This is a genomic window from Alteromonas sp. 76-1, from assembly GCF_900654235.1.
GTDB lineage: Bacteria > Pseudomonadota > Gammaproteobacteria > Enterobacterales > Alteromonadaceae > Alteromonas > Alteromonas naphthalenivorans.
The window spans coordinates 2,279,974-2,305,026 of the sequence record NZ_LR136958.1 but is presented as its reverse complement, the minus strand read 5'-3'; the positions used below and the strand labels follow the sequence as shown (position 1 = coordinate 2,305,026).

The 25,053-nt window shown below is 42.6% G+C and carries 30 protein-coding genes; 17 read left to right on the top strand and 13 right to left on the bottom strand.

Annotation, left to right across the window (positions count from 1 at the left end):
• Window positions 1-239: 239 nt before the first annotated feature.
• Window positions 240-596, top strand: a complete 357-nt coding sequence (locus ALT761_RS09955; protein WP_129738414.1) for a hypothetical protein — start codon at window positions 240-242, stop codon at window positions 594-596.
• On the opposite strand, the gene ALT761_RS09950 is transcribed toward ALT761_RS09955, so the two are convergent.
• Window positions 549-932 carry a diacylglycerol kinase gene (locus ALT761_RS09950; RefSeq protein ID WP_129740610.1) on the bottom strand — a complete coding sequence of 128 codons (384 nt, stop codon included), beginning with the start codon at window positions 930-932 and terminating at the stop codon, window positions 549-551. The two genes, ALT761_RS09955 and ALT761_RS09950, sit on opposite strands and share 48 nt — an antisense overlap.
• Before the next feature lie 96 nt (window positions 933-1,028).
• On the bottom strand, window positions 1,029-1,451 hold the full coding sequence (locus tag ALT761_RS09945; RefSeq protein WP_129738412.1) for a universal stress protein: 423 nt from the start codon (window positions 1,449-1,451) through the stop codon (window positions 1,029-1,031).
• 136 nt (window positions 1,452-1,587) lie between these two features.
• Between ALT761_RS09945 and ALT761_RS09940 the strand changes: the two genes are divergently transcribed.
• Window positions 1,588-2,076, top strand: a complete 489-nt coding sequence (locus tag ALT761_RS09940) for a c-type cytochrome (protein ID WP_129738410.1) — start codon at window positions 1,588-1,590, stop codon at window positions 2,074-2,076.
• Here the strand turns inward: ALT761_RS09940 and ALT761_RS09935 are convergent.
• Entirely contained in the window at window positions 2,073-3,704 is a 1,632-nt protein-coding gene (locus tag ALT761_RS09935; protein WP_129738409.1) for an FMN-binding glutamate synthase family protein, read from the bottom strand. The two genes, ALT761_RS09940 and ALT761_RS09935, sit on opposite strands and share 4 nt — an antisense overlap.
• A 322-nt stretch (window positions 3,705-4,026) precedes the next feature.
• Here ALT761_RS09935 and ALT761_RS09930 point away from each other — a divergent pair, with 322 nt between their 5' ends.
• From ALT761_RS09930 to bfr (ALT761_RS09920), 3 genes are all read left to right on the top strand, one after another.
• On the top strand, window positions 4,027-5,601 hold the full coding sequence (locus ALT761_RS09930) for a cation:proton antiporter family protein (protein WP_129738407.1): 1,575 nt from the start codon (window positions 4,027-4,029) through the stop codon (window positions 5,599-5,601).
• A gap of 136 nt (window positions 5,602-5,737) precedes the next feature.
• Window positions 5,738-6,214: a bacterioferritin gene (gene bfr / locus ALT761_RS09925; RefSeq protein WP_057791831.1), complete on the top strand. Its 477-nt coding sequence runs from the start codon at window positions 5,738-5,740 to the stop codon at window positions 6,212-6,214.
• Window positions 6,214-6,681 (top strand): bacterioferritin, encoded by a 468-nt coding sequence (bfr, locus tag ALT761_RS09920; protein ID WP_129738405.1) that lies wholly within the window; start codon window positions 6,214-6,216, stop codon window positions 6,679-6,681. Before bfr (ALT761_RS09925) ends, bfr (ALT761_RS09920) begins: the two co-directional genes overlap by 1 nt.
• Window positions 6,682-6,687: 6 nt before the next feature.
• Here the strand turns inward: bfr (ALT761_RS09920) and ALT761_RS09915 are convergent, their stop codons facing one another.
• On the bottom strand, window positions 6,688-7,074 hold the full coding sequence (locus tag ALT761_RS09915) for a hypothetical protein (protein WP_232043573.1): 387 nt from the start codon (window positions 7,072-7,074) through the stop codon (window positions 6,688-6,690).
• 322 nt (window positions 7,075-7,396) lie between these two features.
• On the opposite strand from ALT761_RS09915, the gene ccoN reads away from it, so the two are divergent.
• From ccoN to ALT761_RS09855, 12 genes are all read left to right on the top strand, one after another.
• Window positions 7,397-8,830, top strand: a complete 1,434-nt coding sequence (gene ccoN / locus ALT761_RS09910; protein ID WP_013784112.1) for a cytochrome-c oxidase, cbb3-type subunit I — start codon at window positions 7,397-7,399, stop codon at window positions 8,828-8,830.
• A gap of 15 nt (window positions 8,831-8,845) precedes the next feature.
• Window positions 8,846-9,451 carry a cytochrome-c oxidase, cbb3-type subunit II gene (ccoO, locus tag ALT761_RS09905; protein ID WP_129738401.1) on the top strand — a complete coding sequence of 202 codons (606 nt, stop codon included), beginning with the start codon at window positions 8,846-8,848 and terminating at the stop codon, window positions 9,449-9,451.
• A 1-nt stretch (window position 9,452) separates the two neighbouring features.
• Complete coding sequence (locus tag ALT761_RS09900) at window positions 9,453-9,614, top strand: cbb3-type cytochrome oxidase subunit 3 (protein ID WP_013784114.1); 162 nt, start codon at window positions 9,453-9,455, stop codon at window positions 9,612-9,614.
• Window positions 9,615-9,630: 16 nt separating this feature from the next.
• Complete coding sequence (gene ccoP, locus ALT761_RS09895; protein WP_129738399.1) at window positions 9,631-10,584, top strand: cytochrome-c oxidase, cbb3-type subunit III; 954 nt, start codon at window positions 9,631-9,633, stop codon at window positions 10,582-10,584.
• Between the two features lie 137 nt (window positions 10,585-10,721).
• Window positions 10,722-11,201, top strand: coding sequence for a FixH family protein (locus tag ALT761_RS09890; protein ID WP_129738397.1), 480 nt, complete (start codon window positions 10,722-10,724; stop codon window positions 11,199-11,201).
• Window positions 11,201-13,603 carry a heavy metal translocating P-type ATPase gene (locus ALT761_RS09885; RefSeq protein ID WP_129738395.1) on the top strand — a complete coding sequence of 801 codons (2,403 nt, stop codon included), beginning with the start codon at window positions 11,201-11,203 and terminating at the stop codon, window positions 13,601-13,603. The genes ALT761_RS09890 and ALT761_RS09885 overlap by 1 nt, the downstream gene beginning before the upstream one ends.
• Before the next feature lies 1 nt (window position 13,604).
• A complete protein-coding gene (gene ccoS / locus ALT761_RS09880; RefSeq protein WP_013784118.1) occupies window positions 13,605-13,820 on the top strand; it encodes a cbb3-type cytochrome oxidase assembly protein CcoS in 216 nt (71 codons plus the stop codon).
• Window positions 13,807-14,466, top strand: coding sequence for a sulfite exporter TauE/SafE family protein (locus ALT761_RS09875; RefSeq protein WP_129738393.1), 660 nt, complete (start codon window positions 13,807-13,809; stop codon window positions 14,464-14,466). Before ccoS ends, ALT761_RS09875 begins: the two co-directional genes overlap by 14 nt.
• Window positions 14,467-14,515: 49 nt before the next feature.
• Window positions 14,516-15,256: a fumarate/nitrate reduction transcriptional regulator Fnr gene (gene fnr, locus ALT761_RS09870; protein ID WP_057791847.1), complete on the top strand. Its 741-nt coding sequence runs from the start codon at window positions 14,516-14,518 to the stop codon at window positions 15,254-15,256.
• Between the two features lie 97 nt (window positions 15,257-15,353).
• Window positions 15,354-16,277 carry a universal stress protein UspE gene (uspE, locus tag ALT761_RS09865; RefSeq protein WP_129738391.1) on the top strand — a complete coding sequence of 308 codons (924 nt, stop codon included), beginning with the start codon at window positions 15,354-15,356 and terminating at the stop codon, window positions 16,275-16,277.
• 204 nt (window positions 16,278-16,481) lie between these two features.
• On the top strand, window positions 16,482-17,423 hold the full coding sequence (gene ttcA / locus ALT761_RS09860; RefSeq protein ID WP_129738389.1) for a tRNA 2-thiocytidine(32) synthetase TtcA: 942 nt from the start codon (window positions 16,482-16,484) through the stop codon (window positions 17,421-17,423).
• On the top strand, window positions 17,424-18,437 hold the full coding sequence (locus ALT761_RS09855; RefSeq protein WP_129738387.1) for a patatin-like phospholipase family protein: 1,014 nt from the start codon (window positions 17,424-17,426) through the stop codon (window positions 18,435-18,437).
• Here the strand turns inward: ALT761_RS09855 and ALT761_RS09850 are convergent.
• The 9 genes from ALT761_RS09850 to ALT761_RS09810 form a co-directional block, all read right to left on the bottom strand.
• Complete coding sequence (locus tag ALT761_RS09850; RefSeq protein WP_129738385.1) at window positions 18,429-19,064, bottom strand: DUF2987 domain-containing protein; 636 nt, start codon at window positions 19,062-19,064, stop codon at window positions 18,429-18,431. The two genes, ALT761_RS09855 and ALT761_RS09850, sit on opposite strands and share 9 nt — an antisense overlap.
• Window positions 19,061-19,852, bottom strand: coding sequence for a glucosaminidase domain-containing protein (locus ALT761_RS09845; protein ID WP_129738383.1), 792 nt, complete (start codon window positions 19,850-19,852; stop codon window positions 19,061-19,063). Before ALT761_RS09845 ends, ALT761_RS09850 begins: the two co-directional genes overlap by 4 nt.
• The gene (locus tag ALT761_RS09840) at window positions 19,845-20,606 is read right to left on the bottom strand and encodes a stress protein (RefSeq protein WP_232043572.1); all 762 of its coding nucleotides are present in this window, start codon (window positions 20,604-20,606) and stop codon (window positions 19,845-19,847) included. The genes ALT761_RS09845 and ALT761_RS09840 overlap by 8 nt, the downstream gene beginning before the upstream one ends.
• 138 nt (window positions 20,607-20,744) lie before the next feature.
• A complete protein-coding gene (locus ALT761_RS09835; RefSeq protein WP_129738381.1) occupies window positions 20,745-21,437 on the bottom strand; it encodes a LysE family translocator in 693 nt (230 codons plus the stop codon).
• A gap of 101 nt (window positions 21,438-21,538) precedes the next feature.
• Window positions 21,539-22,255, bottom strand: a complete 717-nt coding sequence (gene cobB / locus ALT761_RS09830; RefSeq protein WP_129738379.1) for a Sir2 family NAD+-dependent deacetylase — start codon at window positions 22,253-22,255, stop codon at window positions 21,539-21,541.
• Between the two features lie 58 nt (window positions 22,256-22,313).
• Window positions 22,314-23,138 carry a sulfurtransferase gene (locus ALT761_RS09825; RefSeq protein WP_129738378.1) on the bottom strand — a complete coding sequence of 275 codons (825 nt, stop codon included), beginning with the start codon at window positions 23,136-23,138 and terminating at the stop codon, window positions 22,314-22,316.
• A gap of 77 nt (window positions 23,139-23,215) precedes the next feature.
• Complete coding sequence (gene tpx, locus ALT761_RS09820; RefSeq protein ID WP_013784130.1) at window positions 23,216-23,710, bottom strand: thiol peroxidase; 495 nt, start codon at window positions 23,708-23,710, stop codon at window positions 23,216-23,218.
• 65 nt (window positions 23,711-23,775) lie between these two features.
• A complete protein-coding gene (locus ALT761_RS09815; RefSeq protein WP_232043571.1) occupies window positions 23,776-24,483 on the bottom strand; it encodes a tRNA-uridine aminocarboxypropyltransferase in 708 nt (235 codons plus the stop codon).
• A 288-nt stretch (window positions 24,484-24,771) separates the two neighbouring features.
• Window positions 24,772-25,047, bottom strand: coding sequence for a hypothetical protein (locus ALT761_RS09810; RefSeq protein ID WP_129738376.1), 276 nt, complete (start codon window positions 25,045-25,047; stop codon window positions 24,772-24,774).
• Window positions 25,048-25,053: the final 6 nt, after the last annotated feature.

The following is a 25,053-nucleotide window of genomic DNA, read 5'->3' as shown; positions in this document are numbered from 1 at the left end:
CGTTATATGTTCTAATTGCGGATTTCTTCGGGATATAATGTCAAGATTATATCTAATTGATATTAATAATGAAATTGCTTACAAGGAGTTACGCGTAACTTCTTGAGCTGATTACTCCTGTCTTTCCCCTTCTCTTTTCCCAAAACATTCTCTTCTTTTCCTGTGTTTGCTATCAAAATTGAACCCAATTATCGAATGGCTTCGTACCAACTAGCATAGGTATTAAAAAAGGAAATGTTATGTCTAATGGTATTAACGCGTCACACGGTAAAACAATTGCCGAACTTGTCATCCCATCTAAAACCTGGTCACTTCATCCAGAAAAGAAACCAGCGTTCACTTCAGTCGATGAAGCTATTGATTATTTTGCTGATAATAATGAGCCGCTTTATATCAAAGTGCCATTTGTCGATGAGGAAGATGAAGTGCTAGTTCATGTGAATTCTAGCGGCGAAGATGTCGTGTTTACCATTTCCGATTTGAATCACGGCGGTGAAAGTCGTGTTGATGCATCACATCTAAAGAACTTAAGTAGTTCTGTGGTGGAGTTAATCGAGCAATGTTACGACGAAAAGAAAAGCCCAGAAACCATGTGAAAATCTATGTCGTATGATAAATACCGCCGCCGATCCAATATCTTTGGCCTTCCCTATCAGTTCGTGCATGTCAGTACTTACGTGGTCCGATAGTTTTTCCACGGCAGTGTTGAGTAATTCGGTAATTAGCACAATGAACAGCGAGAAGAGTAGCAACACTCTTTCGCTGTTTGTTACTTCAAGCATGAACACAATGGGAAGTAATAGTGCCATTGCTACAACTTCTTGCCTAACCGCGGCTTCGCTGGAAAATGCCGCTTTTATTCCTCTATAAGAGTAGATAGTAGCAAAATATAAACGAGAAAACCCGAGCGCTTTGGTGGCATAACAGTACAGTGTTTAGTGATAATTCCTAGACACTAACTTATTTGAATGACAGATATGTTACGTATCGTTCAGCGCTAGCGTTAAGGTCAATTACTGTGTCATTGTTTATATTTTTACTGCTAATACATCTCTTTTCACACCGTGCAGTACAGCATTCGCCGTAGATCCTAGAAGAAGCCGAAGCCCACTTTGTCCGTGTGTGCCTATCACAATCAGATCGGCGTTTAACTTTTCAGCTAAGTGATGTATTTCATCCGCAGGTGAACCAATTTCGACGTTTACGTTGCTATCAGGAATATTGTTAATTGCCGCAATGTCTTTCAATTTTGTCATTGCTTGTTCTTGCACGTCTTGTGAATAGTCACGTTCCAAAAATAGTCCGTAGGGCTCAACGTTAGTCTGTGGAAATGCCACATAAAGTAAATGAACGTTCTTTGGGTCTGGTGCTACGCGCAAGGCTTTCGATAAAATTTGCGAATAGTCTGAAAACACATCTACAGGTACTAAAACAGTGTTGTAATCGTCCATTAGTTCGTTCCATTAATGGGAGTGGATAATTACAATATAGTTAACTACTGTTCACATTTCTTTGATTGAAATCAATTCCCCGTTCTAGATTTGCACCATAATAAAATTTCAGAATAATAAAGTTGGAGTCGTGAACATGGCAAAACTTGCTACTGCATTACTTTTAATCGCGTTGTTATTGGCGGGGTGTGATTTAGGACCAGACTCGCCTCGGGGTTTTAGCTTACCTGAGGGAAATGCAGACGCTGGTAAAGTGGCATTTCAGAAGTACCAGTGTACTGACTGTCACCAAATAGAAGGCATAACAATGCCAGAAAATCATGCTTATCTAGTGCCCAAACCAATACCTCTAGGGGGAAGCAGTGGCAGGATCACAACCTATGGAGAGCTTGTCACCAGTGTGATAAACCCCTCACATAAGTTAACGCGTAGGCAGCCTGTTAGTATGACTTCCGTCGATGGAGAATCGCGCATGCGGAATATGAACAATGTACTTACTGTTCAGGAACTTATTGATTTAGTTGCTTATTTACAGCCTAAATATAAAGTCGTCCCCTATCGAACTTCTGAGTATCGTTTGTATCAATTACGCATGCCAGAACAAGATGCTCAAGGTGGAAATTAAGAAACTGACTTCGTTTCTTCTTCTATTTCAGCCAATAAGCTGCACGGCATAAAGCTATCAGAATTAGCTTCTTTGACGTGTAGCTTAAATCGCTCTGGAATATCATCACCTAACAGTGTACCGGTTTTCACTAACGGAAAGATTTCGTCGTAACGTGCGATACTTGCTTGATCTACACGTCTAAATATATGTGTGCGGTTTAATTCCGTTGTACTTACATGGCCGGTTGAAGACAGCATATCCATTAATGCATGCAGCGTCTTCTTGTGAAAGCGATACACTCGCTCAGATTTATCTGTTACATCTAGCCCTTTAGCCAGCTTTGGATCTTGCGTAGCAACGCCGGTTGGGCACTTATTAGTATTACACGAGAGTGACTGAACACAGCCAAGCGCCAACATCATCCCCCGTGCGCTGTTGCAAATGTCAGCGCCCAAACTCAAGTTTTTAACTAGCTGAAATGCTGTGATAATTTTACCCGAAGCTATGATTTTAATGTCTTTTCGTAAATCAAAACCTATTAAGCAATCATCCACAAATGCTAATGCCTCTCTCAGTGGAAAACCAATTGAGTTTGAATATTCAAGAGGTGCAGCGCCTGTACCGCCCTCGCCTCCATCAACGGTGATAAAATCGGGAGTAATACCGGTTTCTACCATGGCTTTACACATGGCAATAAATTCACTTTTTCTGCCTAACGCGAGTTTAATTCCAATAGGCTTGCCGCCACTTAGATCGCGAAGCTTTTGTATATAATCAATCATCTCCAACGGCGTAGAAAAGGCGCTATGACGAGGCGGTGAATCTACTTGAGTACCTGGCTCTACGCCTCTAATTTTCGCTATTTCGGGTGTATTTTTATAAGCCGGTAATATACCACCATGGCCGGGTTTAGCGCCTTGACTTAACTTTATTTCAATCATTTTAACTTGCGGCAAACACGCTTTTTCTTTAAACAGATCGGCATCAAACTTCCCGTCTTTGGTTCGGCACCCAAAATAGCCAGTACCAATTTGCCAAACAATGTCACCACCGTTTTCTTCGTGGTAAGGCGTTAAGCCACCTTCCCCAGTGTTATGAAAAAAGTTCCCCTTCTTAGCGCCCTTATTAAGCGCCAGAATGGCGTTTTTAGACAAGCTACCAAAGCTCATCGCACTAATATTCAAGATGCTAGCATGGTATGGTTGCTTGCAGTCTTTTCCACCTACCGTAACCCTTGGGTCGTGGTTCATTTCATCAATATCACGAGCTGATAATGAATGTCCTATCCATTCATAACCATCGTCGTAAGTATTTAACTGGGTGCCAAAAGGAATAGTTTCTCTACTGTCTTTTGCTCGTTGATACACAATAGAGCGAAACATACGGGATATGGGCGCGCCGCCAGTATCTGATTCTAAGACATACTGCTGTATAAAGGGTCGCAATGATTCAACGGTCCAGCGAGTTCTGCCAATTAACGGGAAATTTTTTAAGATCGCATGTTTATTCTGGACTGTATCGACGATTGCTAAACCGAGTAGCAACACGGTTAATAATAGAAACCACCACGCTGGATGCCAGTAAAAACCTACCAGTAGGTTAAAAATAAATAATGCCGTTAAGGTTCCTAAGATTTGATTTCGCATAGCTACTCCATGTGTGATTATCAGTTATTACTGTTCCAACACAATTTTGGGTTTTATTAAGCGGTACATTTACTTATTACTATATCTTTAATTGCTAAAACCTACAGTGATATAAACGCAAGATAATGGTATCTATCTTTTCCCATTCGCTCATGTTTCATTACATGCTAATCTAAACACTTCTATATACATCAGCGTGTTGAAAATTTTGAGTTATCGCCGCGCTAACTAATATAAGAATGTAAGGTAGAAATGTCATGGCTCAAACGGACTACAGGCATTTCTATTTGTACTCATTAATCGAAATGGTGAAAGGTAATTCATGGAGTATGCATTTCTTCTGTTCGCATTTGTTTGCGGTTTAACGGTTAAACTTATTGGGATCCCCCCGTTAGTAGGTTACTTAGTCGCGGGTTTTTTGCTCAATTTTTCAGGCTACACGCTCACTGATGATCTTACCAAGATAGCCAACTTGGGTATTACCATCATGTTGTTCACTATTGGTTTAAAGTTAAACGTTCGCGACTTAAGTAAACGTGAAGTGTGGGCCGGTAGTATTACCCATACCCTCATTTGGGTAGGTATTGTGACGTGTGGTGTGTACGGCATTGCTGCAGTAGCCAGCCAGTATATAGAAGGGCTAACATGGCAAAGCGCTACACTGATTGCCTTTGCCCTAAGCTTCAGCAGTACGGTTTGTGTTATTAAGGTGCTAGAAGAAAGCGGTGAAAGTAAAACCCGTCATGGCCGACTTGCCATTGGTATTTTGGTTATGCAGGATGTGTTTGCTGTTATATTTTTAGTGGCTGCCACAGGCAAACTCCCTTCAGTGTGGGCACTCGGGTTGTTGGCACTTATTCCAGCGATGCCGCTTATTAACCGTGTTATTAATAAGTCAGGTCACGGAGAGTTACTCCCTCTTACTGGGTTCATTCTTGCTTTAGGCGGCTATCACCTATTCGAGCTGGTTAATATTAAAGGCGATCTAGGAGCTCTGATATTTGGCATCATGTTGGCGCAACATGAAAAGGCCAGTGAGCTTGCTAAATCGTTACTTAGTTTCAAAGACTTATTCTTGATAGGCTTTTTCCTTACCATCGGGTTAACCGCACTTCCTGATTTCAATATGATTATTATCGCGTTGGTGTTCTGTTTGTTTATCCCTATAAAGGCTGCCCTATTCTTTGGCCTATTTACGTCACTTCGATTACGAGGCCGAACGTCTTATTTAAGTAGCCTTGTGCTGTCTAACTTTAGTGAATTTGGGCTTATTGTAGGTGCACTTGCCGTCTCGCTGGGTTTATTGGCTGAAAGCTGGTTAGTAGTGATTGCACTTTCATTGTCCGTCTCTTTCGTTATTACTAGTGTGTTGTATCGAACCTCGCATTCTCAATATCACAAATATAAAGACACGATTAAACGTTTCGAAAAAAACCGCCGGCTTAAAGAAGACATTTACCCTACTTTGCACAAAGCTGAGTTTTTAGTGTTGGGAATGGGACGTGTTGGGCAAGGTGCATTTAACGCGTTATCTAAACTTGCTGATGTGAGTGTATGGGGTATGGACGCCGATAGAGTGAAAGTAAAGCAACTTGCCAGTGAAGGATTAAATGTTATTTGTGGTGATGGTGAAGATGTAGACTTGTGGGACAACCTAGAACTTAAAAATGTTCACTTAATTTTATTAGCGTTGCCTTCTATACAAGACGCAATCAATATCACCCGTCAACTTAGAAACGCGGGTTATACCGGTAAAGTAGCAGCGATCGCACGGTATGAAGATGAAGTTAATCATTTGCTAGAACAAGGCGTTGATAAAGTATTTAACTTTTTCACCGAAGCGGGTTTAGGTTTTGCCGAAGAAAGTTTAGCCTATGCAAATACGCAACAAAAATAGTCGACAATTCTTAATGCAAACAAAGGATGAAGTGATAACCATTTCCATTTGTATGCCATTGTTTTTAAAGTAATTTTTTGACATTTGCGTATTTTCAATCTACACTAGCGTCATATTGATAATTAAGGTTTTTATTATGCAAGGTGACAAACAAGTCGTCGCGAAGCTGAATGATGTACTCACCAGTGAGTTAACGTCTATAAATCAGTACTTTCTGCATGCACGTATGTTCAAAAATTGGGGCTTACAAGAGCTCAATGAAAAGAACTACAAAAAGTCGATTAAAGACATGAAGCAAGCAGATGAGTTAATTGAGCGCATTCTATTTTTAGAAGGGTTACCTAACCTTCAGGCGTTAGGCAAACTTTATATTGGTGAAGATACTGAGGAAATGCTGAGCTGCGATGCCAGATTCCAAAAAGAACAGTTACCATTATTACGCGAAGCCATCGCGCTGTGCGAAGAAAAGCAGGATTACGTTACGCGCGACATCCTAGAATCAATTTTAGAGTACGAAGAAGATCATTTAGATTGGATTGAAACTCAAGAATATCAAATCGGCGCTATGGGTATTGAAAACTACCTTCAGGCGCAAGTAATGGGAGATGACTAATGAAAGGTAATCAAACCATCATTAAAGGTCTAAACGAGCTACTTTCTTATGAATTGGCCGCTATGGATCAATACTTCATTCATTCTCAAATGTATTTAGATTGGGGGCTCACTAAACTTTATGAGCGTATCGATCACGAATTTGACGATGAGCGTGGCCACGCCACTAAACTTATCGAGCGTATGCTGTTTTTAGAAGGCGTACCAGACATGGTCACGCGAACTGGCTTTAAAGTAGGTTCAGATGTACCTGAGATGCTTGAAAGCGATCTTCGTGTCGAATATGAAGTAGATGCAAAACTTAAAGAAGTCATCGCGCTATGTGAGTCTGCAAAAGACTACGTAACACGTGACATCTTAGTCGTGCTGCTTGACGATACCGAGCGCGATCACGCCCATTGGTTAGAGCAACAACTTGGCCTAGTAAAACGCCTTGGCTTGTCTAACTACTTACAGTCTCAAATGTAAGTCATACTAGATTGTCGTTTCGAAGTTCAGGTGGCTTGGTGCTGCCTGCCCTTCTATATTTAACCGCAATTGCCATTTCATTTTTTCTTCGTTACAGCTTCCCAACATAAACCAACCTGACCATTCGCCATTGTGTTTATTTTCAAGCAGCACAGGCACTTTACCCATGTACATGTTCACACCCTCTATCCAGGCACTTTCTATCTTTGTGCCTACAGGTAAATCGAGTACTAAGGTAATAGAGGTTTCAGGTTCTACTTTCTCTGAAAATTCCGCGTAAGCATGCCTGCCATGTATTAAAAATTCACAGTGCTCGTTGACAAATGTACAGCTCTCTCCTATTTCATTTAAGGAGCTTGAAGAAGGCGTAGCGGACATTTGGTATTGATGCACTGCAAATACACATACTGCAACGAGAAAAATGCAAAGCGGGGTAAGCCACCTTTGTGAATAAAATGATCTCTTTTTGTTACTGTTATTTAGCATTTCTTAAATTTTGTATATTTCTTCATTGATGGAGATCAAGCTCAGGTAGTTTATGGTATCTTTTTGTAATTAAAAACCTTATCATCCGCGTACCAACTGGCTTGGAGACTATAATTATTACTCTTTCCGAGCTCGGTGTGAAGCGTTATTCCGTTGCTTTCGCATGTCTAGACCGTACTTGAACGGCTGTTGGAGACCATAGTTCATTTGAAGTGGAAGATTCATTAAAATGAGTGAAATAAGCCAAGCACAACCTGACTACAATTATAAAGTAGTTAGGCAATTTACCATTATGACCATAGTCTGGGGTATCATTGGTATGGGCCTAGGGGTATTTATTGCCGCGCAATTATTTGCACCTATGCTTAACTTTGACACACCATGGCTAACGTTTTCGCGTCTGCGTCCTTTGCACACCAATGCCGTTATTTTTGCCTTCGGCGGCTGTGCGTTGTTCGCAACGTCATACTACATCGTTCAGCGTACCTCTCAGGTTAGACTGTTCAGTGACAAACTTGCTGCATTTACGTTTTGGGGCTGGCAAGCCGTTATCGTATTGGCGGTAGTTTCTCTACCTTTAGGTTTAACCAGCTCGAAAGAATACGCTGAACTAGAATGGCCAATCGATATATTGATTACGCTAGTCTGGCTCGCTTATATCATTAACTTCTTCGGAACCCTAGTTATCCGAAAAGTGTCGCATATTTATGTTGCGAACTGGTTCTTAGGGGCGTTCATGCTTACCGTTGCTGTATTGCACATTGGTAATAGCATGGCCATTCCGGTGTCTTTCACTAAGTCTTATTCATTGTATGCAGGCGCAGTAGACGCCATGATGCAGTGGTGGTACGGCCATAACGCAGTAGGTTTCTTCCTAACTGCTGGCTTCTTGGGCATGATGTATTACTTCGTTCCTAAGCAAGCAGGTCGCCCAGTTTACTCGTACAGATTATCTATTGTTCACTTTTGGGCATTGATTTCATTGTACATTTGGGCTGGTCCTCACCACTTACATTATACTGCCCTACCCGATTGGACACAGTCGCTAGGTATGGTGATGTCTATCATTCTATTCGTTCCTTCTTGGGGCGGAATGATAAACGGTATAATGACGCTATCTGGTGCATGGCATAAATTGCGTACTGACCCTGTATTACGTTTCTTAATTGTTTCATTGTCTTTCTACGGTATGTCTACCTTCGAAGGCCCAATGATGGCAATTAAAACAGTTAACGCACTGTCTCACTACACAGACTGGACTATCGGCCACGTACACTCAGGTGCACTAGGTTGGGTAGCCATGGTATCAATTGGTTCTATTTACCACTTAATACCTATCCTGTTTGGTCAGCCAGCGATGTACAGCACACGTCTTGTTAATGTTCACTTCTGGTTAGCAACAATTGGTGTGGTGCTATATATCGTAGCAATGTGGATGTCAGGTGTTCTTCAAGGGCTAATGTGGCGTGCAGTAAATGCTGACGGTACATTAACGTATAGCTTTGTAGAATCGCTTGAAGCGTCTAAACCTTTCTATGTGGTTCGTTTCATTGGTGGTTGTTTCGTGGTTACTGGCATGCTTATCATGGCCTACAACACATGGAAAACCGTTCGTGCCCCTAAAGGTAGTATCGCTGCTGATGTTACAACTCAGCCAGCGTAATAAGGAGACGACATAATGAAAAATCCACATGAGTTAATTGAAAAAAATGTCGGCCTGTTAACCGTGCTAATCCTTGTTGCGATTAGCTTCGGTGCCATGGTTCAAATTACGCCGCTGATGTTTCAGCAGCAAACAATGGAACCGGTAACAGGCTTACGTCCTTATACAGCATTAGAATTAGAAGGCCGTGACATCTATATCCGTGAAGGATGTGTTGGTTGTCACAGTCAGATGATTCGTCCGTTCCGTGCCGAAACAGAACGTTACGGTCACTACAGTGTTGCTGGTGAGTCAGTATGGGAACACCCTTTCCTTTGGGGTTCTAAGCGTACTGGTCCTGACCTAGCACGTGTTGGTGGGCGTTACAGTGATGAATGGCATCGTGTTCACCTGCTTAATCCGCGTAACGTGGTACCTGAGTCGAATATGCCTGGTTTCCCATGGCTTGCAGAAAACAGACTTGACGGTAAGTTAACCGCCAAGAAGATGGAAGTTTTCCAAGGCTTTGGCGTACCGTATACCGACGAAGATGTCGCGGGAGCACAAGCGGCAGTACAGGGTAAATCTGAAATGGAAGCCCTTATTGCATACCTACAATCTCTTGGCACACATTTGAAATAATATGGATCAAGGAATAGTAGGTAGCATTTTTACTGTCATCGTCTTTGTTAGTTTCATTGGCATAGTTTGGTGGGCTTTTAGTAGCCGCAACAAGCAAAAGTTTGATGAAGCGGCGAATTTGCCTTTCGCAGACGAAGACAAAGAAAAATCAAAAGAAGATTAGCAGGAGTCTCGAACTTATGAGTATGTTTTGGACAATATGGATTTCAGTGATAACCCTAGGGTTAATCATTGGTTGCTATTTCCTTCTGCGCTGGTGTTTGTCTAACCAAACAGGCGTACCAGAAGGAGAATCAATGGGGCATGAATTTGACGGCATCGAGGAGTTAAACAATAACCTTCCTCGTTGGTGGACAATCATGTTCTACATGACAATCATTTGGGGTTTTATCTATCTTGCCCTTTATCCTGGATTGGGTTCATACGAAGGCTTATTTGGCTGGAAGAGCTCAAACCAAGGCATATTGACGCTTGAAGAATCGGCGCAAGCGCGTATCGATGCAAAAGAGCAAGGCAAGTTTGTAGAGTACGATCGTGAGTTGGATTATGCAGCTGAAAAGTTCGACCCAATTTTCGAAGCGTATGCGCAAATTCCTGTTGAGGAACTAGCGAAAGACCCTGAAGCGAATAAAGTAGGACAGCGTTTGTTTATGCAAAACTGTTCTCAGTGTCACGGTTCTGATGCTCGCGGCCAAAACGGTGGTTTCCCTAACCTTACTGATAACGATTGGTTATATGGTGGTTCGGGTGCAAAAATTGTTGAAACCCTAACGTTAGGCCGTAAAGCCGCTATGCCAGCATGGATAGATGTTATGGGTGAGCAAGGTATCACAGAAGTCGTTGAGTACGCTTTAAGCCTAAGTGGGCGTGAAGTTGACCAACAACTTGCTGATGCAGGTAAAGTTCGCTTTGCTGCATGTGCTGCCTGTCATGGTATGGACGGTAAAGGTAACCAAGCACTTGGTGCGCCTAACCTGACTGACAACATTTGGTTGTATGGCGGAAGCCATCGTGCGGTTACTGAAACACTAACCTACGGCCGAAATGGTGTTATGCCTTCATTCAAGAAAACCTTGGGTGATGACAAAATCCACGTTGTTGCATCGTACGTATATAGTCTTTCTAACGACTAAATTCGTACAACCAACAATAATGCTAAAAAGCCTCGTTATCACGGGGCTTTTTTTATGAGAAAATACACCTCTTTAACTGGATGCCTTATTTTTCCTAACGCGCCGGTTTTTCTGTAGTAAACGAGTTGATGTAATTAATGAATACACCCTGGTATAAACAATTCTGGCCCTGGTTCCTTATTGCTGTTCCCCTAATTACATTAGTAATGGGTGGCGTGTTATTGAAATTGGCTATTTCAACCGAAGACAGCTTAGTAGTAGACGACTATTACAAAGAAGGTAAAGCCATCAATGCACGGCTTGATAAAGAAGCCATCGCGAAACGCAAAAACATAACAACAGACCTAACCATTACTGACGGCAGTATTGCAGTAAAATTCCATTCAGGTATTCCTCAAGAAGGAAACGCCCTTAAACTGAATTTTTATCATGTGACCATCGAAGAGCGTGATGCAAGTGTATTATTAAGTCGTGATGCTAATGGTATTTACCGGGGTTTTGTCGAAAAGGACCTTACCGGTAAATGGCAAGTTTCGCTTTCTCCTGTAGATGACAGTTGGAAAGTACAAAATACGCTGCAACTTCCCTACTCTGGCGCCATCAAGTTTAATCCGTAATGAGCGAAAACCTTTGTTACCATTGCGCGTTAACGAACGATGCAACACACAAATACGAAGCAGTAATATTAGGTGAAACCAGGCAGCTCTGCTGCCCTGGTTGCCAAGCTGTTGCTCAAGCCATCGTAGATAATGGCTTGGAAGATTATTATCAGTTTCGTACTGAGCCAGCCCAAAAGTCAGACGATGGTATATTAGAAAGCCTTTCTGCGCTTAACGTTTATGACGACCCAGCCCTTCAAGAAGAGTTTGTTTTTGACGAAGGCCAGCACAAGCAAATACAGCTAACCCTTGAAGGCATAACGTGTGCAGCGTGCGGTTGGCTGATTGAAAAGCAGCTATCAAAAGTATCAGGTATTGCGCAAGTCGCCGTAAACGTTCAAGAGCGTCGCGCACTAATAACCTGGCAACCCGATGTTATTAAACTTAGCCAAATACTTACCACACTAAAACGCATAGGTTATGTTGGCTCACCGTTTCACCCAGATGAACATGAAGCGAGCTATAAGCGCGAGCAAAAATCGTTTATTAAAAAGTTAGGCTTGGCAGGCATCATGACCATGCAGGTGATGATGCTAATGGCTGGGCTTTATTTTGATTGGTTTGGTGCCATTGAACAAGAAACCCGTCAATACTTTTATTGGGTTGCACTCACCCTTACTACCCCAGTTGTTCTTTATTCAGGAAGCGCGTTCTATTTAGCTGCTTTGAAGGCAATAAGCGCAAAAACCGTGAATATGGATGTGCCTGTCACCCTCGCGGTATTTGGTACCTACTTTGCGGGTTTACGTTCCACTTTGCTTGAGCAAGGTGAAGTGTATTTTGAATCCATATGCATGTTTATCTTTCTACTGCTGTTAAGCCGATTCCTTGAACATAGGAGCAGGCACCGTGCGGCGCAAATTTCAGCCAATATGATGCAATATATTCCTGTTTCAGCGGCCAAAATTGAAGAAGATGGCTGTATTGTTCAGGTCCTTGCAAAGCAATTAGCGCCCAATGATGTGGTACTGGTGAAGCCTGGTGAAACCATCCCTGTCGATGGTATTGTGCTAGACGGTACCGCTGCGGTTGATGAGTCTATGTTAACGGGAGAATTTAATCCCGTCAGTAAATCGGCCAGCCATGTAGTTTACGGCGGTACAGTAAACCAAGATGGCACACTAACGGTTAAAGTGACTCAAAGCTTAAAGCATGCCTTGGTCAATCAAATCGTACGTTTACAAGCTAGCGCCATGGCAAGCAAGCCAAAAGCTGCGCAGATTGCCGATAACTTTTCCCGTTATTTTGTGTTCTCAGTGTTGTTGATATCGGCTTTAACCTACAGTTATTGGTCGTTTGTGGGCAGTGAAGATGCTTTTTGGATCACCATCTCGGTATTAGTGGCAACTTGCCCTTGTGCCCTTGGCTTAGCCACACCCTCAGCGTTAACCTGCGCTATGGCAAAGTTAAATCGTCAGGGCATTTTGTTAAAGCGTGCTGACGCATTAGAGCAACTTAACGATATTGATACCATTGCCCTTGATAAAACCGGCACACTGACCGAAGGTAAGTTCTCTTTGCAACAGCGCTGGTTTGCTAAAGGGGTAGATCCAGTGCAGGTAATGGCGCTAACTACATTGTTAGAGTCTCGTTCTGAGCACCCTATTGCTCGTGCCTTCGACAACGATAATGTTAAGTCACAAAATAAAACCCTGCCTAATACCATGAACGGATTTACCGTTACACCAGGTGGCGGCATTAGTGGTGAGATAGACAACGTCGTTTTTACTATGGGTTCAGCCGTATTTTGTAACTTATCAACCACCTCAAAGGTAGACATACCGGCAAACGTGTTTTTGTGTGCAGATGGTGTATTAATGGCCGCGTTCTGCGTAAATGATAGCTTGCGGCAAGATGCCTTAGCGACACTCACCGCACTGAATGAGCATCAATTAGTGGTGCTAAGTGGCGATACACAGAAAAACGTTGATGCACTTACTGCCAGTTTACCAATCAACTTAGCAAAGGGTGGCTTATCACCGGAGCAAAAATATTCACAGGTGCATACTTTGCAAAAGCAAGGTCGCAAAGTCATGATGATGGGCGACGGTATAAACGATGCCCCTGTTCTTGCTAGCGCAGATGTGGCGGTTGCGGTAGGAAACGCCACAGATGTAGCCAAAACAGCCGCCGATGTTATTTTGCTAGGTGACAGTTTGCTATCGGTACCAACCTTATTTTCTGTAGCTAAACAGGCGAAACGTAAAATTCAGCAAAATATTGCATGGTCAGTAGGTTACAATATTATCATTCTACCCTTTGCGGTGTCGGGGTTACTCTCTCCCTGGATGGCCGTAGTTGGCATGTCACTGAGTAGTATTATTGTGGTCACCAATTCAACGAGGTTATTAAGTAAATAATATGAGTATCATTTACGTCTTAATTCCCATTGCTATTATTATTGTTGCGCTGGCACTGGTTATCTTTTTCTGGGCGGTAAAAACCAATCAGTTTGAAGATCTTGATAGACAGGGCTACAGCATTTTGTTTGATGATGATTTATCTGGTGATGAAAAGAAGCTAGCCGAACAGCGAAAGCAGTTACAACAACGTAAAGAAACAGATGACAGAGATTAATATATTCTCTGCTTTTTTTATCGGAATTGCTGGCGGAGTGCATTGTGTGGGTATGTGCGGTGGTATTGTTGCCGCACTACGTACAGTAACGCCAAGTAATGAACCGGCATTACCCTACACCCTTGCCTATAATTTCGGCCGTATCCTCAGCTATACATTAGCCGGCGCTATTACAGGCGCTGTCGGCCAAATAGCCACCGAGTTTGTGCCTATCGCTAAACCCGTTTTATCTTTGATTAGTGGCGTTATGCTGCTGCTATTAGCGTGTTATCTGGGAAAGTGGTGGCAAGGCTTGAATTATATTGAAGCGATGGGGCGCGGCTTATTTAAAGCTATTCAGCCAATATCTAAACGATTTCTTCCATTCAAAAGCCCAGTTTATGCACTACCCTATGGCTTTATATGGGGCTGGCTTCCCTGCGGGTTGGTCTATTCCACGTTAACGTGGTCGTTGGCATCGGGGTCAGCCGTTGACGGCGCTGCCATCATGTTATTTTTTGGGTTAGGCACTCTGCCCACTTTGTTAGCCGCAAGCGCAGGTAGCCAGTATCTAATAGCAGGTTTCAGGCATCCCGTGGTAAGACAATGCTTTTCAGGAATATTGGCTATTTATGCTCTCTTTTTAATTTATGCAGCAATTTCATAAACAAAAGAGTAAGATTATATTAAGTCGAATCTATTTATAGTTTGAACCTATGAGCAAAGGAAGCCAATTCTCAATTCATTGTCAAAATTGCAGTTTCAGCCACTTGTGTTTGCCCGTTGCACTAAACAAGACTGAGATTGAATCTTTAGATGATATTATTGAGCGAAAGAAACCCCTTCACAAGAGTGATTTACTGGTAAAGTCGGGAGATACATTCAACTCTCTTTACGCAGTACGCACGGGCTCTTTTAAGTCTTTCGTCACCAATTCAGATGGTGAAGAGCAGATTACAGGTTTTCACTTCCCTGGCGATATTATCGGCTTCGATGCCTTACGGGAAAACAAGCACCAAAGTTATGCTCAGGCATTAGAAACCGCCATGGTGTGCGAACTACCGTATGAAACGCTTGATGAGATGTCAGTTCAATTTCCTAAGTTAAGACATCAAATAATGAGTTTTATGAGTGCGGAAATTAAACAAGATCATGATCTCATGATGTTGCTTAATAAACGCTCAGCGGAAGAACGTCTATTGTATTTCCTCTCTCAGCTTTCTCAACGTTTCGAAGAACGTGGATTTTCAAATAAAGAATTTCACCTAACCATGACTCGAAATGAAATTGGGAACTATCTTGGTCTAACTATTGAGACCATTAGCCGCCTATTAAGCCGTTTTCAAAAAGAAAATATTATCCAAGTGGACGGTAAACTCATCACTATTTTAGATTTTGATGAGATGTCACAACGTTTAACGTCTGTGGTTGCACCTAATATCGCCTGTAATAGCTAATCTTCAAAGCTTTTGATCTAAAACAAGTTACGTAATAGCAAATAGGTATTACACTTAAATTGTAGCAACCAAAAATCTAAAAATGTTTGGAGGGGTTATGATTAAGTATGAACGTATATTAGCTGTCATTGAAGCCGATAGAGAGACCCAACCTGCGCTTAGCCGTGCATATGAACTTGCCAAAAAGACAGGTGCCTCTGTCACCGCCATGCTGGTGGTTTACGACTTATCTTACGATATGACAACCATGCTTAGCCCTGATGATCGTGAAGCTATGCGCGACGCGGTCACTAAGGAACATGCGGGTTGGTTGCGTAAAACCCTTACCGATTTAGGCTTTGATAAAACCGATATAGTTGTTGAATGGAACAACCGTGCCTTTGAAGCTGTGGTGCATTACGTTATCGACAACAATATAGATTTAGTGGTAAAAGCAACTAAGCGCCATGACGATTTAGCCTCTGTTATTTTTACTCCTACAGACTGGCATCTACTTAGAAAATGTCCCTCGCCCGTATTGTTAGTTAAAGATCATGAATGGCCTGAAAATGGTGAAATTATTGCTGCGGTAAATATAGGCAGTGAAGACGATGAACATGCAGTACTTAACGACAAAATCACTGTAATAGCTAACGATTATGCCGCGTTACTCAGTGGTAACGTTAATTTGGTAAACAGCTACCCCGCTACGCCGCTAAATATTGCTATTGAAGTTCCTGAGTTTGACCCAGACACATACAACAACGCAGTAAAGCACCATCACGAGCTTGAGATGAACACACACTGCGAAAAGTATGCTATCGATAGCGAGCGCTGTTATGTGAAGGAAGGCCTTCCCGAAAAAGTCATTCCAAGGATAGCCAAAGATATAGACGCTGAACTTGTTATCATCGGTACGGTTGGCAGAGTAGGTATTTCTGCGGCCCTTATAGGTAACACCGCTGAACATGTTATTGATGAACTTGTGTGTGATGTACTGGCAATAAAACCAGACGGTTTTATTTCGCCGCTTTCACGGTAATTCATACAAGTTCGTGCATAGCCTGACATCACGCTTTGCTAGCAAACGTTATATAGCCTTAAGCGCTATCGGACTATAGCCTTAAGCGCTATTGGCATTTGTTAGCAGTCAGTGCTAGCGCGATACAAAAAATCTTCACCTCGCACATTCAATTTTACTTGATTACTGTATAATGGTTTTTTTCGCAGTAACCAAGCTATTGATATGACCAGTGCAGGCACAAACCGTGCGGACGCTCCGTTAACCGCGTCTCAAAATAAACAAAAATACAGCTTTAATAAGCTACAAAAGCGACTTCGTCGTAATGTAGGCAAAGCGATTGCTGATTTCGGCATGATTGAACATAACGATAAAGTGATGGTGTGCTTGTCTGGTGGTAAAGACAGTTACGCTATGCTTGATATTCTTATGTTTTTAAAACGCATTGCGCCAATTCATTTTGACATTATTGCGGTTAACCTTGATCAAAAGCAGCCTGGATTTCCAGAGCACGTACTTCCTGAATACCTAGAAAGTGTAGGTGTAGAGTACAAAATTGTAGAAGAAGACACCTACTCTATTGTTATGGACAAAGTGCCTGAAGGTAAAACCACGTGTTCGCTTTGTTCACGATTACGTCGCGGTATTTTATACAGTACGGCCAAAAAGTTAGGCGCCACTAAAATTGCCCTAGGCCATCACCGTGACGACATGCTAGAAACGTTCTTTTTGAATATGTTTCATGGCGGTAAGCTTAAATCAATGCCACCAAAGTTGGTAAGCGACAATGGTGAACACATTGTGATCAGGCCTCTAGCCTATTGCACCGAAAAAGACATTCAACGTTATTCTGATGCCGTAGAATTTCCTATTATCCCTTGCAACTTGTGCGGCTCTCAAGAGAATTTGCAGCGTCAGAACGTGAAGGCCATGCTACAAGATTGGGATCGCCGATTCCCTGGACGAATTGAGTCTATGTTTAGTGCGCTTCAAAATGTAGCGCCGTCACATTTGGTCGACAAGAATTTGCACGACTTTAAAGGTATAACTACCCAGAACGAGCCGGTTGAAGATGGTGATATTGGTTTCGATCCACCGAGCTTTGAGTCGCCCAATGAGCCCTCTGACGACACGGTTCACGTTATCAATCTGATGGAATCAAACTAAATGAAAATTGGTCTAGCATTAGGTGCGGGTGCTGCAAGAGGTTGGACACACATTGGTATTATTCAGGCATTAGAAAAGCTGGGTATTAAAATTGACGTGGTGGCAGGTTGTTCTATCGGTGCCTATGTTGGTGCCGCCTACGCCAGTGGCAAATTAGAAGGCCTTAAAGAATGGTCTTGTTCTTTGTCAGATTGGCAGGTGCTTGCTTTGATGGGCGTTGGTTTACGTAGAGGCGGTATTGCTAGCGGGCAAAAAGTGTTTGATAAGCTTGCCAGTGAGTTTTGTGCCCCAACCTACGAAGCGATGGAAAAACCATTTGCCTCTGTGGCTACCGATTTGTATACAGGTCGCGAAGTAGTGTTCAGTTCTGGCGAGATTGGCAACACTATTCAAGCCTCGTGTGCTATTCCTGCACTATTTGCCCCAGTGGCCCATGGCGATCGTTGGTTAGTAGATGGCGCGGTGGTTAATCCAGTGCCTGTTAACCTGTGTCGTCAGCTTGGTGCAGACTTTGTTATTGCCGTGAACCTTAATGCTGACTTCAGGCCGCTTAGGCTTGAAAAATTACGACTCGATCACGAAGAAAACCAAAGAAAAACCGAAGACTTTTTCACAAAAAGCCAAAACGTGCTTAAGCAGTGGTTCTCACCTGACAGTAAAGAAAAAGCAGAACCGGAAACTGAAACGGAAACCGACAGCGAGCATAGCGAACAAAACGAAGGGATTGCTAGCGAAGCTATTGAAGCCATAGAAGAAACAATTTCGCCGCCACCAAATAAAGTCCCTAAAGGTAGCCCTCCAGGGATTTTAAGTGTGATGAGTAGTTCGCTAGAGATACTTCAAGCAAGGGTGACACGTTCTCGTTTAGCGGGCGATCCGCCGGATATTCTGATAGAGCCCCAATTAACGGACGTGGGTATTATGGAATTTCACCGCGCACAAGAGCTATGTGAAAAGGGTGAAGAAACCATCACCCGTATTGCTGAGCAAATTAAGTATCAGCTATTAGCTTGATGCCATAGCGGTCACACGAAGTGGGGCTTTCGGTAACGTAAGTCCTTTGATTTCGTTGATTTCACTTTGTTCTAGGTGAAGTATACCGTTATTAATGTGCAGCCCTTCTGGGGTAATATAATCTAAGTTTCTATCATCAAATTGCAACATCAACCCTTTCACCGTTGGCATTAAGAACGATAAAAAGCTGCCCATTTCATTAAAGAACGCTTCATATTGACCATAGATAAAATTGAGCTCTTCTTTTGTATAACTGGCGGTTAAGTATTCACTTTTTGTTTCAAGCTGCACAGACATATCACATACATTAGCCGCTTCTGTTAAATCTATGCTTACGTAGGCATTTGCCAATTTTAGCGCTTTTTCCGTAGGAACAGTGAATCGATACTCATCGCTAACCTCTAATGGCAAAGTTTGTTTGTCAGTGACTATTTCAGCATTATTAATTTCACATAACCGCCCTTCACCAACACGCAAAAAACCAAAAGCGAATTGCAGAGCTTGGGTGTCTTCATTATCCAGTTTTTTTACGTGACTATAAAAACGGCTGTATTCCACATTCACCATTTCAGCGGCAACACTTGAGGTGAGTAATGCGCCTATTATCGCGCAAGCTATACGTTTCATTCAGTTAAGAACTCCTGGTTAAACCGGATCATGGTTTGTAATTCGTCTACATAGGCCGCGCCACGCTCAGAGTAGTTCATTAACCCCTCTGCCAAAGCAACGCCAGTAATGGGGATTTGATTTGCCCTTAACCGCTCTCTGATTTCTCGTAAATCGGTATAGGCTTCGTGCCTATTAAGGTTTCGCATGTAAGTATAAGTCGCCCGAGATAGACTGGGGAATTTTGCGACTTCGTGCGTAGCGCCGGCATTTCGTTTACCGGGTACAAAGCCACACCCTTTCACAAAGCACCAAATACCAAAGAAGTTGTAGCCTTTTCTGGCAAAACGACTGGTGCCCCACGCCGACTCGTTCGCGGCTTGCACGAGCACGAGTTCAGCAGGCAAAATATCGATTTTGTGTAGCAAGTCAAGCAGACGAGATGTAAGCGGTTGTTCCGCCTTAACACGGTACTCAGTTTGCAACCACTCAAGGCGGCTAATGTCATCGTCGGTTAGGGGCTCTTCGTTCAACGCTTTACGATACAACGTTTGTATGTAGTGTCTAAGGGTAAGTAAATACGCATTTTGTCTTTCAACTTCAGGGCGTAAGTAATCGAAAAAAGCACTCTTTTTTTCTTTAACGTCGGTGTACGCAGAAAAGTCGGGAACCGGCTTTGTGGCTTTAGGTGTTTCTGGAATATCTAAAATATCGGGTTCGCGCTTGGTTAATATAAGCGCGTTAATTACTATTACTGCCAATACAGCAATAGTAATTAAAACAATTTTTAGCGTTTCCCGTTTATGCATCGAAGCTCGACTCATTCCTTTTATGTTGAACGGATTGAGTTGGGGTATGTTCGCCCTCTTCACCAATCATTTCTTCATACAACAAGCCTAGCATACTGAAATACAGGGGTAGAACCCAAATAAGGGATAAACCTAGTGTTAATGGAACCGTGATAAATAAGATAATGAAGACGGCAAAAACACCAGTTAGTGGTGCCCAATAGGCATTAAATACCCGGCACGATAAAATAATAGCGCGAAGCGGTGTGAGCGATTTATCGGCAACTAGCATCAGTGAAAAAGACGTCGCCATCCATAAATACACACCAGGGGCGAATAACAATACCAAGCCAATTTGTACCACAATACCATTCACCAGCTGTGTTAGGGCTAATGCGAAAATTAAAGAAACGTAGCTGAATATAGAAAAAACCGTGGTCTTTTGACCTCTGGCATGGCTTACCCCCATCATATACAACCCACCAATCAACGGCGCAACAATGAAAATAGCGACAATTTCAATTAACGATTGGTGTTCAAAAATAAAAGTGCCATCGTCATTGAAAATGATGAACTTCTGAGCGACAAAACCAAGTGCGACAAATGTAAGAAATAGAACCAATGAAGCTTGAAATAAGCTTGAAAAGTTTGCTTTAACCAATCCATTAGCACGGGAAAACAACGACTTAATATCGAAATCGTATTGCTTTGAAAGTGTTCTTTCTAGCTTGCTTGATGGCTGGTTATCTTTAAAAGGCATTTTATTATCTGCCACACGTTCCTCTACTGCTGCTATCGAATTTAACCGCCGCATTATACATAAATATGGCGGTTAACCCCAATAACCAAGTATTAGTTGATTAAATGTAATGGCTAGCGTTTAGCTTCAAAGCACAAATCACCGAGTGAAATGTTAGCCCAAGACTAGTTTTGCAGCCAAGCCAACCAGTAAAACGCCCATCGCGCGGTCTAGCCAGTATCCTTTTTTACCAATAAGTTGAGCAATTTTACTGGTACTAAGTAGGTAGGATAGAAAACAAAACCAAAGCCCTGTTGCTATGGCTAAGTAAATTCCGTAACCAAGCTTGATTGAAAAAGGCGTGTCGATATCAATAATAGCGGTGAACAACGATAAGAAGAATAAGGTCGCTTTGGGGTTTAAGCCATTTGTTAAAAAGCCAATCCAAAGTGCTTTTTGTGCAGATATTTGCGTGTTAGCTTTTTTATTATTGGCCGCCTTGTTATTAGCTAGCTTAGTTTCATCCAGATTATCTTTGCTGTTGCTTACCCCAAACTCGCCGTCTGCTGGCGGTTGGGTAGGCCCGCTTTTTAGCGCGCCATACGCAATATACAATAAATAACCCGCAGCAAGATAACTAAAGGTTTGAAAAAGCCATGGCGTAGTGGCAATAACCATGCTTAAGCCCACTAACGAATAACCAACGTGCAACAAAATTGCCAGTCCAATGCCAACACTTGTATAAATAGCAATGCGGCGACCGTAAGCGAGACTATTGCGAACCACTACTGCAAAATCAGGGCCTGGGCTAGCTACTGCAACAAGGTGTACTAGGGCAATGGTCAAAAATTCATTCAGGTAAGGCATATATTATTAATAATACTCTATATTTTAGGCGCTCAGTGTCAGTGAGCTTACAGGCTAGTAAAGCGTCTTTAGCCATGAATATCTTCAAATTATGGCTTTATTTAAAGATCATATTCTTTAATTAACCGCGTTACAAACGCTGGGACTATTTCAGTGGCATTGCCGCTAATAGATTCATCGAACAACCAATTGTTCGCACTAGGTTCTAAATTTAACTCTATGCATTGTGCGCCAGAATCTTTCGCATTAATCACAAACCCAGCGGCAGGATAAACGTTTCCTGAGGTTCCAATGGCTAAGAAGATATCTGCGTTCGCAATATCTTGTGAAATTTCTTCCATATAAAGGGGCATTTCACCAAACCATACAATGTCGGGTCGTAAAGTGGCGGTATTACAACAGGCACAAGCGGTTTGGCCGTCGAACGCAGTTTTGCATTCAAACGTTTTATTTGTGGTTACGCAACGGCTAGACAGTAATTTTCCGTGCATATGCAAGATACGTTCGCTGCCCGCGCGTTCGTGCAAATCGTCGACATTTTGCGTGATTAATGTGAAACGGCCTTTCAAAGCGCGTTCAAGTGTCGCGAGCGCTTCATGAGCAGCATTGGGATTAACGCAATCAGTAGTCAATTGCATTCTACGTTCATTATAAAACCGATATACAAGTTCGGGGTTACGTGCGAATGCTTCGGGCGTAGCCACGTCTTCCACACTGTGCTCTTCCCATAATCCGTTGTTATCTCGAAATGTCTTTAATCCAGATTCTGCTGAAATTCCTGCACCAGTTAACACTACAACGCGAGGCGGTGTATTCATAAGCTCAATTCCTTTGAAATATATACACGTAACACGACTACCCTAATTCGACCGAAGGTTAATCTTTCACAACTGGAAAAGTGGCGTTAGCTCCCCACTCAGACCAAGAACCATCGTAAATAGCAACATCATTTGCACCACACATAAGTGCAGCAACGCCAATAATACACGCCGTAACTCCTGAACCGCAGGTACAGATAATGGGCTTTGATAAATCTATGCTGGCTTTGGCAAAAACCTCTTTTAATTTATCAATGCTTAGAAAAGAACCATTCTCTAACAGCGCTGTGAATGGAAGATTGTAAGCACCTGGCATGTGCCCCGAACGAACCCCAGGGCGAGGCTCTTTTACTTGCCCGTAAAACCGCGCTTCACTTCTGGCGTCGACTAGTTGAGCATCGGTATTAATTGCTTGGATAACCGCTGAGCTATTTACAAACCATTTGCTCTGCGCATTACTTTCATACTTAAACTGTGAGGGAATACGTTGTTCTGATACTGGTAAGTTTTTTTCTTCCCACGCTACTTGGCCGCCATTTAACAATTTTACGTTCTCATGCCCCATGGCCTTAAGCATCCACCAAACACGGGGGGCGCTGTACATACCTCGGGTATCGTAAACCACTACAGACGAACGTTCGGTTAAACCTTGTCGGCCTAAGTACAAAGCAAGGTCAGATTCGGCTGGCATACTATGAGGAAAACCCGTGGTGTGATCACTGCCCTCGCCGTCTAAGTCTATATCCACAGAGTTTGGCAACACCATGGCATCACGAGAATCAGGCGTTTTGGTAACCGGGTCGTCCATAACCGCACGCACTAAAATGATGGGTTCATCTTGCAGTTGCGTGGCAAGCTGTTGAACATTAACTAACATCGACATATCACCCTCTCCATTGAAATGCCCACGTAACGCTGTGGGCATTACTGGTTTGAGCTATTTACGCTTTATATTCTTAATTACAAAGCAGCCATTGCTGAATCGTAGTTTGGTTCTTCCGTGGTTTCAGCCACTTGTTCGGTATAAAGTACCTTACCGTCGGTATCAATCACAACGACTGTTCGTGATAGCAGACCAGTTAGCGGCATAGAGGTGAATGCTACACCGTAGTCGTCACCAAAACTTGTACGGAAAGTAGAACCGGTAATCACATTTTCAATACCTTCTGCACCACAAAAGCGGCCAGCTGCAAAGGGTAAGTCAGCAGATACACAAATAACTTGTGTATTGTCAAGACCAGCTGCTTGTTCATTGAATTTACGCACTGACGTTGCACACGTGCCCGTATCGATAGAAGGGAAAATGTTAAGAATAACGCGTTTACCCTTAAGATCAGCGAGGGTTACTTCACCTAAATCCGCTTTTACTAATGTGAAGTCTGGGGCTTGCTGCCCAACTTCTGGAAGCGAACCTACAGTTGAAACTGAATTACCTTGAAACGTAACTGTTGCCATGTTTTTCTCCTTGGGTTTTAATTGCTTAACCTTATAGTTAAGCGCGAATGCACGCAAGATAAGGGTTACTTAACTTGCGCCTTTGCAAATTCAATTTTGTGACTTAAATGGGGCTTCCCTTTCAAGTATTGATGTCGAAAAATACTGAAGTATTTCGCAAGTGCCGAAGCCGCTTCAACCTCACCTGCCAAATCTAACACGTTTATTCCCACCTCTGCAGTGCAATGCTGGAATTCTCGTGTAGATTCCCGCAACAAGTAATTCGATGATATTTCAGGGGATACACCCAGCACCGGAAACTTATCAAGGTAAGGGCTTTTACCAAACATTTTTCGCGCCTCACGCCACGTGCCGTCTAAAAATATAAACAATGGAATTTTATCTGTTTTATCTTCAGGCTTGGGTATGCAGCGCGCTGGCTCAGCATACTCGTGAGGAAATATAATAATAGGTTGGTATTTAGGGTTGCTTAGTAACGCCAGTAAATCGGCATCGGGTTCGGTTCTTTGCCACACAAACGCGTAATTTTCAGCTACCACATCTGCAATTAATCGGCCTGTGTTGGTGGGCTTGTAGTATTCGCCCTTGTACATGATGAAAAGTACCGCACAGGATGCTTGTGGCTCAGGCTTATCGGCACAAATACACGCGTTTACAGGCAGTAAACAAATATCGCAACGGATAACTTTACTACCCCGCGCATTAAATGCTCGCTTTGCTCGTTTGAGCTCAGACGTTCTAAGCGCCAGAATAGAATTAATATGTGGAAGCACGCAATAAACTCAATCAGATTAGAGTGATATGGTAGCACAGAGCGTGACTTAGCCATAAAGCAAAATGCTGAAATTAATTAGCGTATTAAAAGCTTTAAGAATTTAAATTGGATGTATTTAGATGTAATAGGAAATGGTGCCCGGGGCCGGACTTGAACCGGCACGTCATTACTGACGAGGGATTTTAAATCACATGGCAAAAGCAATTTATATTAATAACTTAATTGTTATTTTCAGAATTAAACGCACCTCTGAAGGGCGCATTCTGCCGTTTAAAAAAGGCGAATATTATGAAGCTTTTTTGAGGATATTTATGGTCTTGTTTGCTTCAGGGCCATCTCCCCACCGAACATAACCGATGCCGTTTTTAGCGCACCAGTCTTTCAATGCGGCCACAACACGGAACTCTAATTCACCATGCCCTATATAGATAATCATGCCATTCTCGCCTTCAGACTGCCCAAAGAATTTAAAGTTTTTACCATTGTATTTAATACGGATAATTCTACTTGTAACGTAGTCTTCAATATTAATTGAACCAAAATTAGTGGTGAGATATGGCATGACCTT

What these genes read in the sequence shown, in the direction of transcription:
- ALT761_RS09955 (WP_129738414.1), top strand. Translation starts at nt 240, where the DNA reads ATGTCTAATGGTATTAACGCGTCACACGGTAAAACAATTGCCGAACTT.
- ALT761_RS09945 (WP_129738412.1), bottom strand. Translation starts at nt 1,451, where the DNA reads ATGGACGATTACAACACTGTTTTAGTACCTGTAGATGTGTTTTCAGAC.
- ALT761_RS09940 (WP_129738410.1), top strand. Translation starts at nt 1,588, where the DNA reads ATGGCAAAACTTGCTACTGCATTACTTTTAATCGCGTTGTTATTGGCG.
- ALT761_RS09935 (WP_129738409.1), bottom strand. Translation starts at nt 3,704, where the DNA reads ATGCGAAATCAAATCTTAGGAACCTTAACGGCATTATTTATTTTTAAC.
- ALT761_RS09930 (WP_129738407.1), top strand. Translation starts at nt 4,027, where the DNA reads ATGGAGTATGCATTTCTTCTGTTCGCATTTGTTTGCGGTTTAACGGTT.
- bfr (WP_057791831.1), top strand. Translation starts at nt 5,738, where the DNA reads ATGCAAGGTGACAAACAAGTCGTCGCGAAGCTGAATGATGTACTCACC.
- bfr (WP_129738405.1), top strand. Translation starts at nt 6,214, where the DNA reads ATGAAAGGTAATCAAACCATCATTAAAGGTCTAAACGAGCTACTTTCT.
- ccoN (WP_013784112.1), top strand. Translation starts at nt 7,397, where the DNA reads ATGAGTGAAATAAGCCAAGCACAACCTGACTACAATTATAAAGTAGTT.
- ccoO (WP_129738401.1), top strand. Translation starts at nt 8,846, where the DNA reads ATGAAAAATCCACATGAGTTAATTGAAAAAAATGTCGGCCTGTTAACC.
- ALT761_RS09900 (WP_013784114.1), top strand. Translation starts at nt 9,453, where the DNA reads ATGGATCAAGGAATAGTAGGTAGCATTTTTACTGTCATCGTCTTTGTT.
- ccoP (WP_129738399.1), top strand. Translation starts at nt 9,631, where the DNA reads ATGAGTATGTTTTGGACAATATGGATTTCAGTGATAACCCTAGGGTTA.
- ALT761_RS09890 (WP_129738397.1), top strand. Translation starts at nt 10,722, where the DNA reads ATGAATACACCCTGGTATAAACAATTCTGGCCCTGGTTCCTTATTGCT.
- ALT761_RS09885 (WP_129738395.1), top strand. Translation starts at nt 11,201, where the DNA reads ATGAGCGAAAACCTTTGTTACCATTGCGCGTTAACGAACGATGCAACA.
- ccoS (WP_013784118.1), top strand. Translation starts at nt 13,605, where the DNA reads ATGAGTATCATTTACGTCTTAATTCCCATTGCTATTATTATTGTTGCG.
- ALT761_RS09875 (WP_129738393.1), top strand. Translation starts at nt 13,807, where the DNA reads ATGACAGAGATTAATATATTCTCTGCTTTTTTTATCGGAATTGCTGGC.
- fnr (WP_057791847.1), top strand. Translation starts at nt 14,516, where the DNA reads ATGAGCAAAGGAAGCCAATTCTCAATTCATTGTCAAAATTGCAGTTTC.
- uspE (WP_129738391.1), top strand. Translation starts at nt 15,354, where the DNA reads ATGATTAAGTATGAACGTATATTAGCTGTCATTGAAGCCGATAGAGAG.
- ttcA (WP_129738389.1), top strand. Translation starts at nt 16,482, where the DNA reads ATGACCAGTGCAGGCACAAACCGTGCGGACGCTCCGTTAACCGCGTCT.
- ALT761_RS09855 (WP_129738387.1), top strand. Translation starts at nt 17,424, where the DNA reads ATGAAAATTGGTCTAGCATTAGGTGCGGGTGCTGCAAGAGGTTGGACA.
- ALT761_RS09850 (WP_129738385.1), bottom strand. Translation starts at nt 19,064, where the DNA reads ATGAAACGTATAGCTTGCGCGATAATAGGCGCATTACTCACCTCAAGT.
- ALT761_RS09845 (WP_129738383.1), bottom strand. Translation starts at nt 19,852, where the DNA reads ATGCATAAACGGGAAACGCTAAAAATTGTTTTAATTACTATTGCTGTA.
- ALT761_RS09835 (WP_129738381.1), bottom strand. Translation starts at nt 21,437, where the DNA reads ATGCCTTACCTGAATGAATTTTTGACCATTGCCCTAGTACACCTTGTT.
- cobB (WP_129738379.1), bottom strand. Translation starts at nt 22,255, where the DNA reads ATGAATACACCGCCTCGCGTTGTAGTGTTAACTGGTGCAGGAATTTCA.
- ALT761_RS09825 (WP_129738378.1), bottom strand. Translation starts at nt 23,138, where the DNA reads ATGTCGATGTTAGTTAATGTTCAACAGCTTGCCACGCAACTGCAAGAT.
- tpx (WP_013784130.1), bottom strand. Translation starts at nt 23,710, where the DNA reads ATGGCAACAGTTACGTTTCAAGGTAATTCAGTTTCAACTGTAGGTTCG.
- ALT761_RS09810 (WP_129738376.1), bottom strand. Translation starts at nt 25,047, where the DNA reads ATGCCATATCTCACCACTAATTTTGGTTCAATTAATATTGAAGACTAC.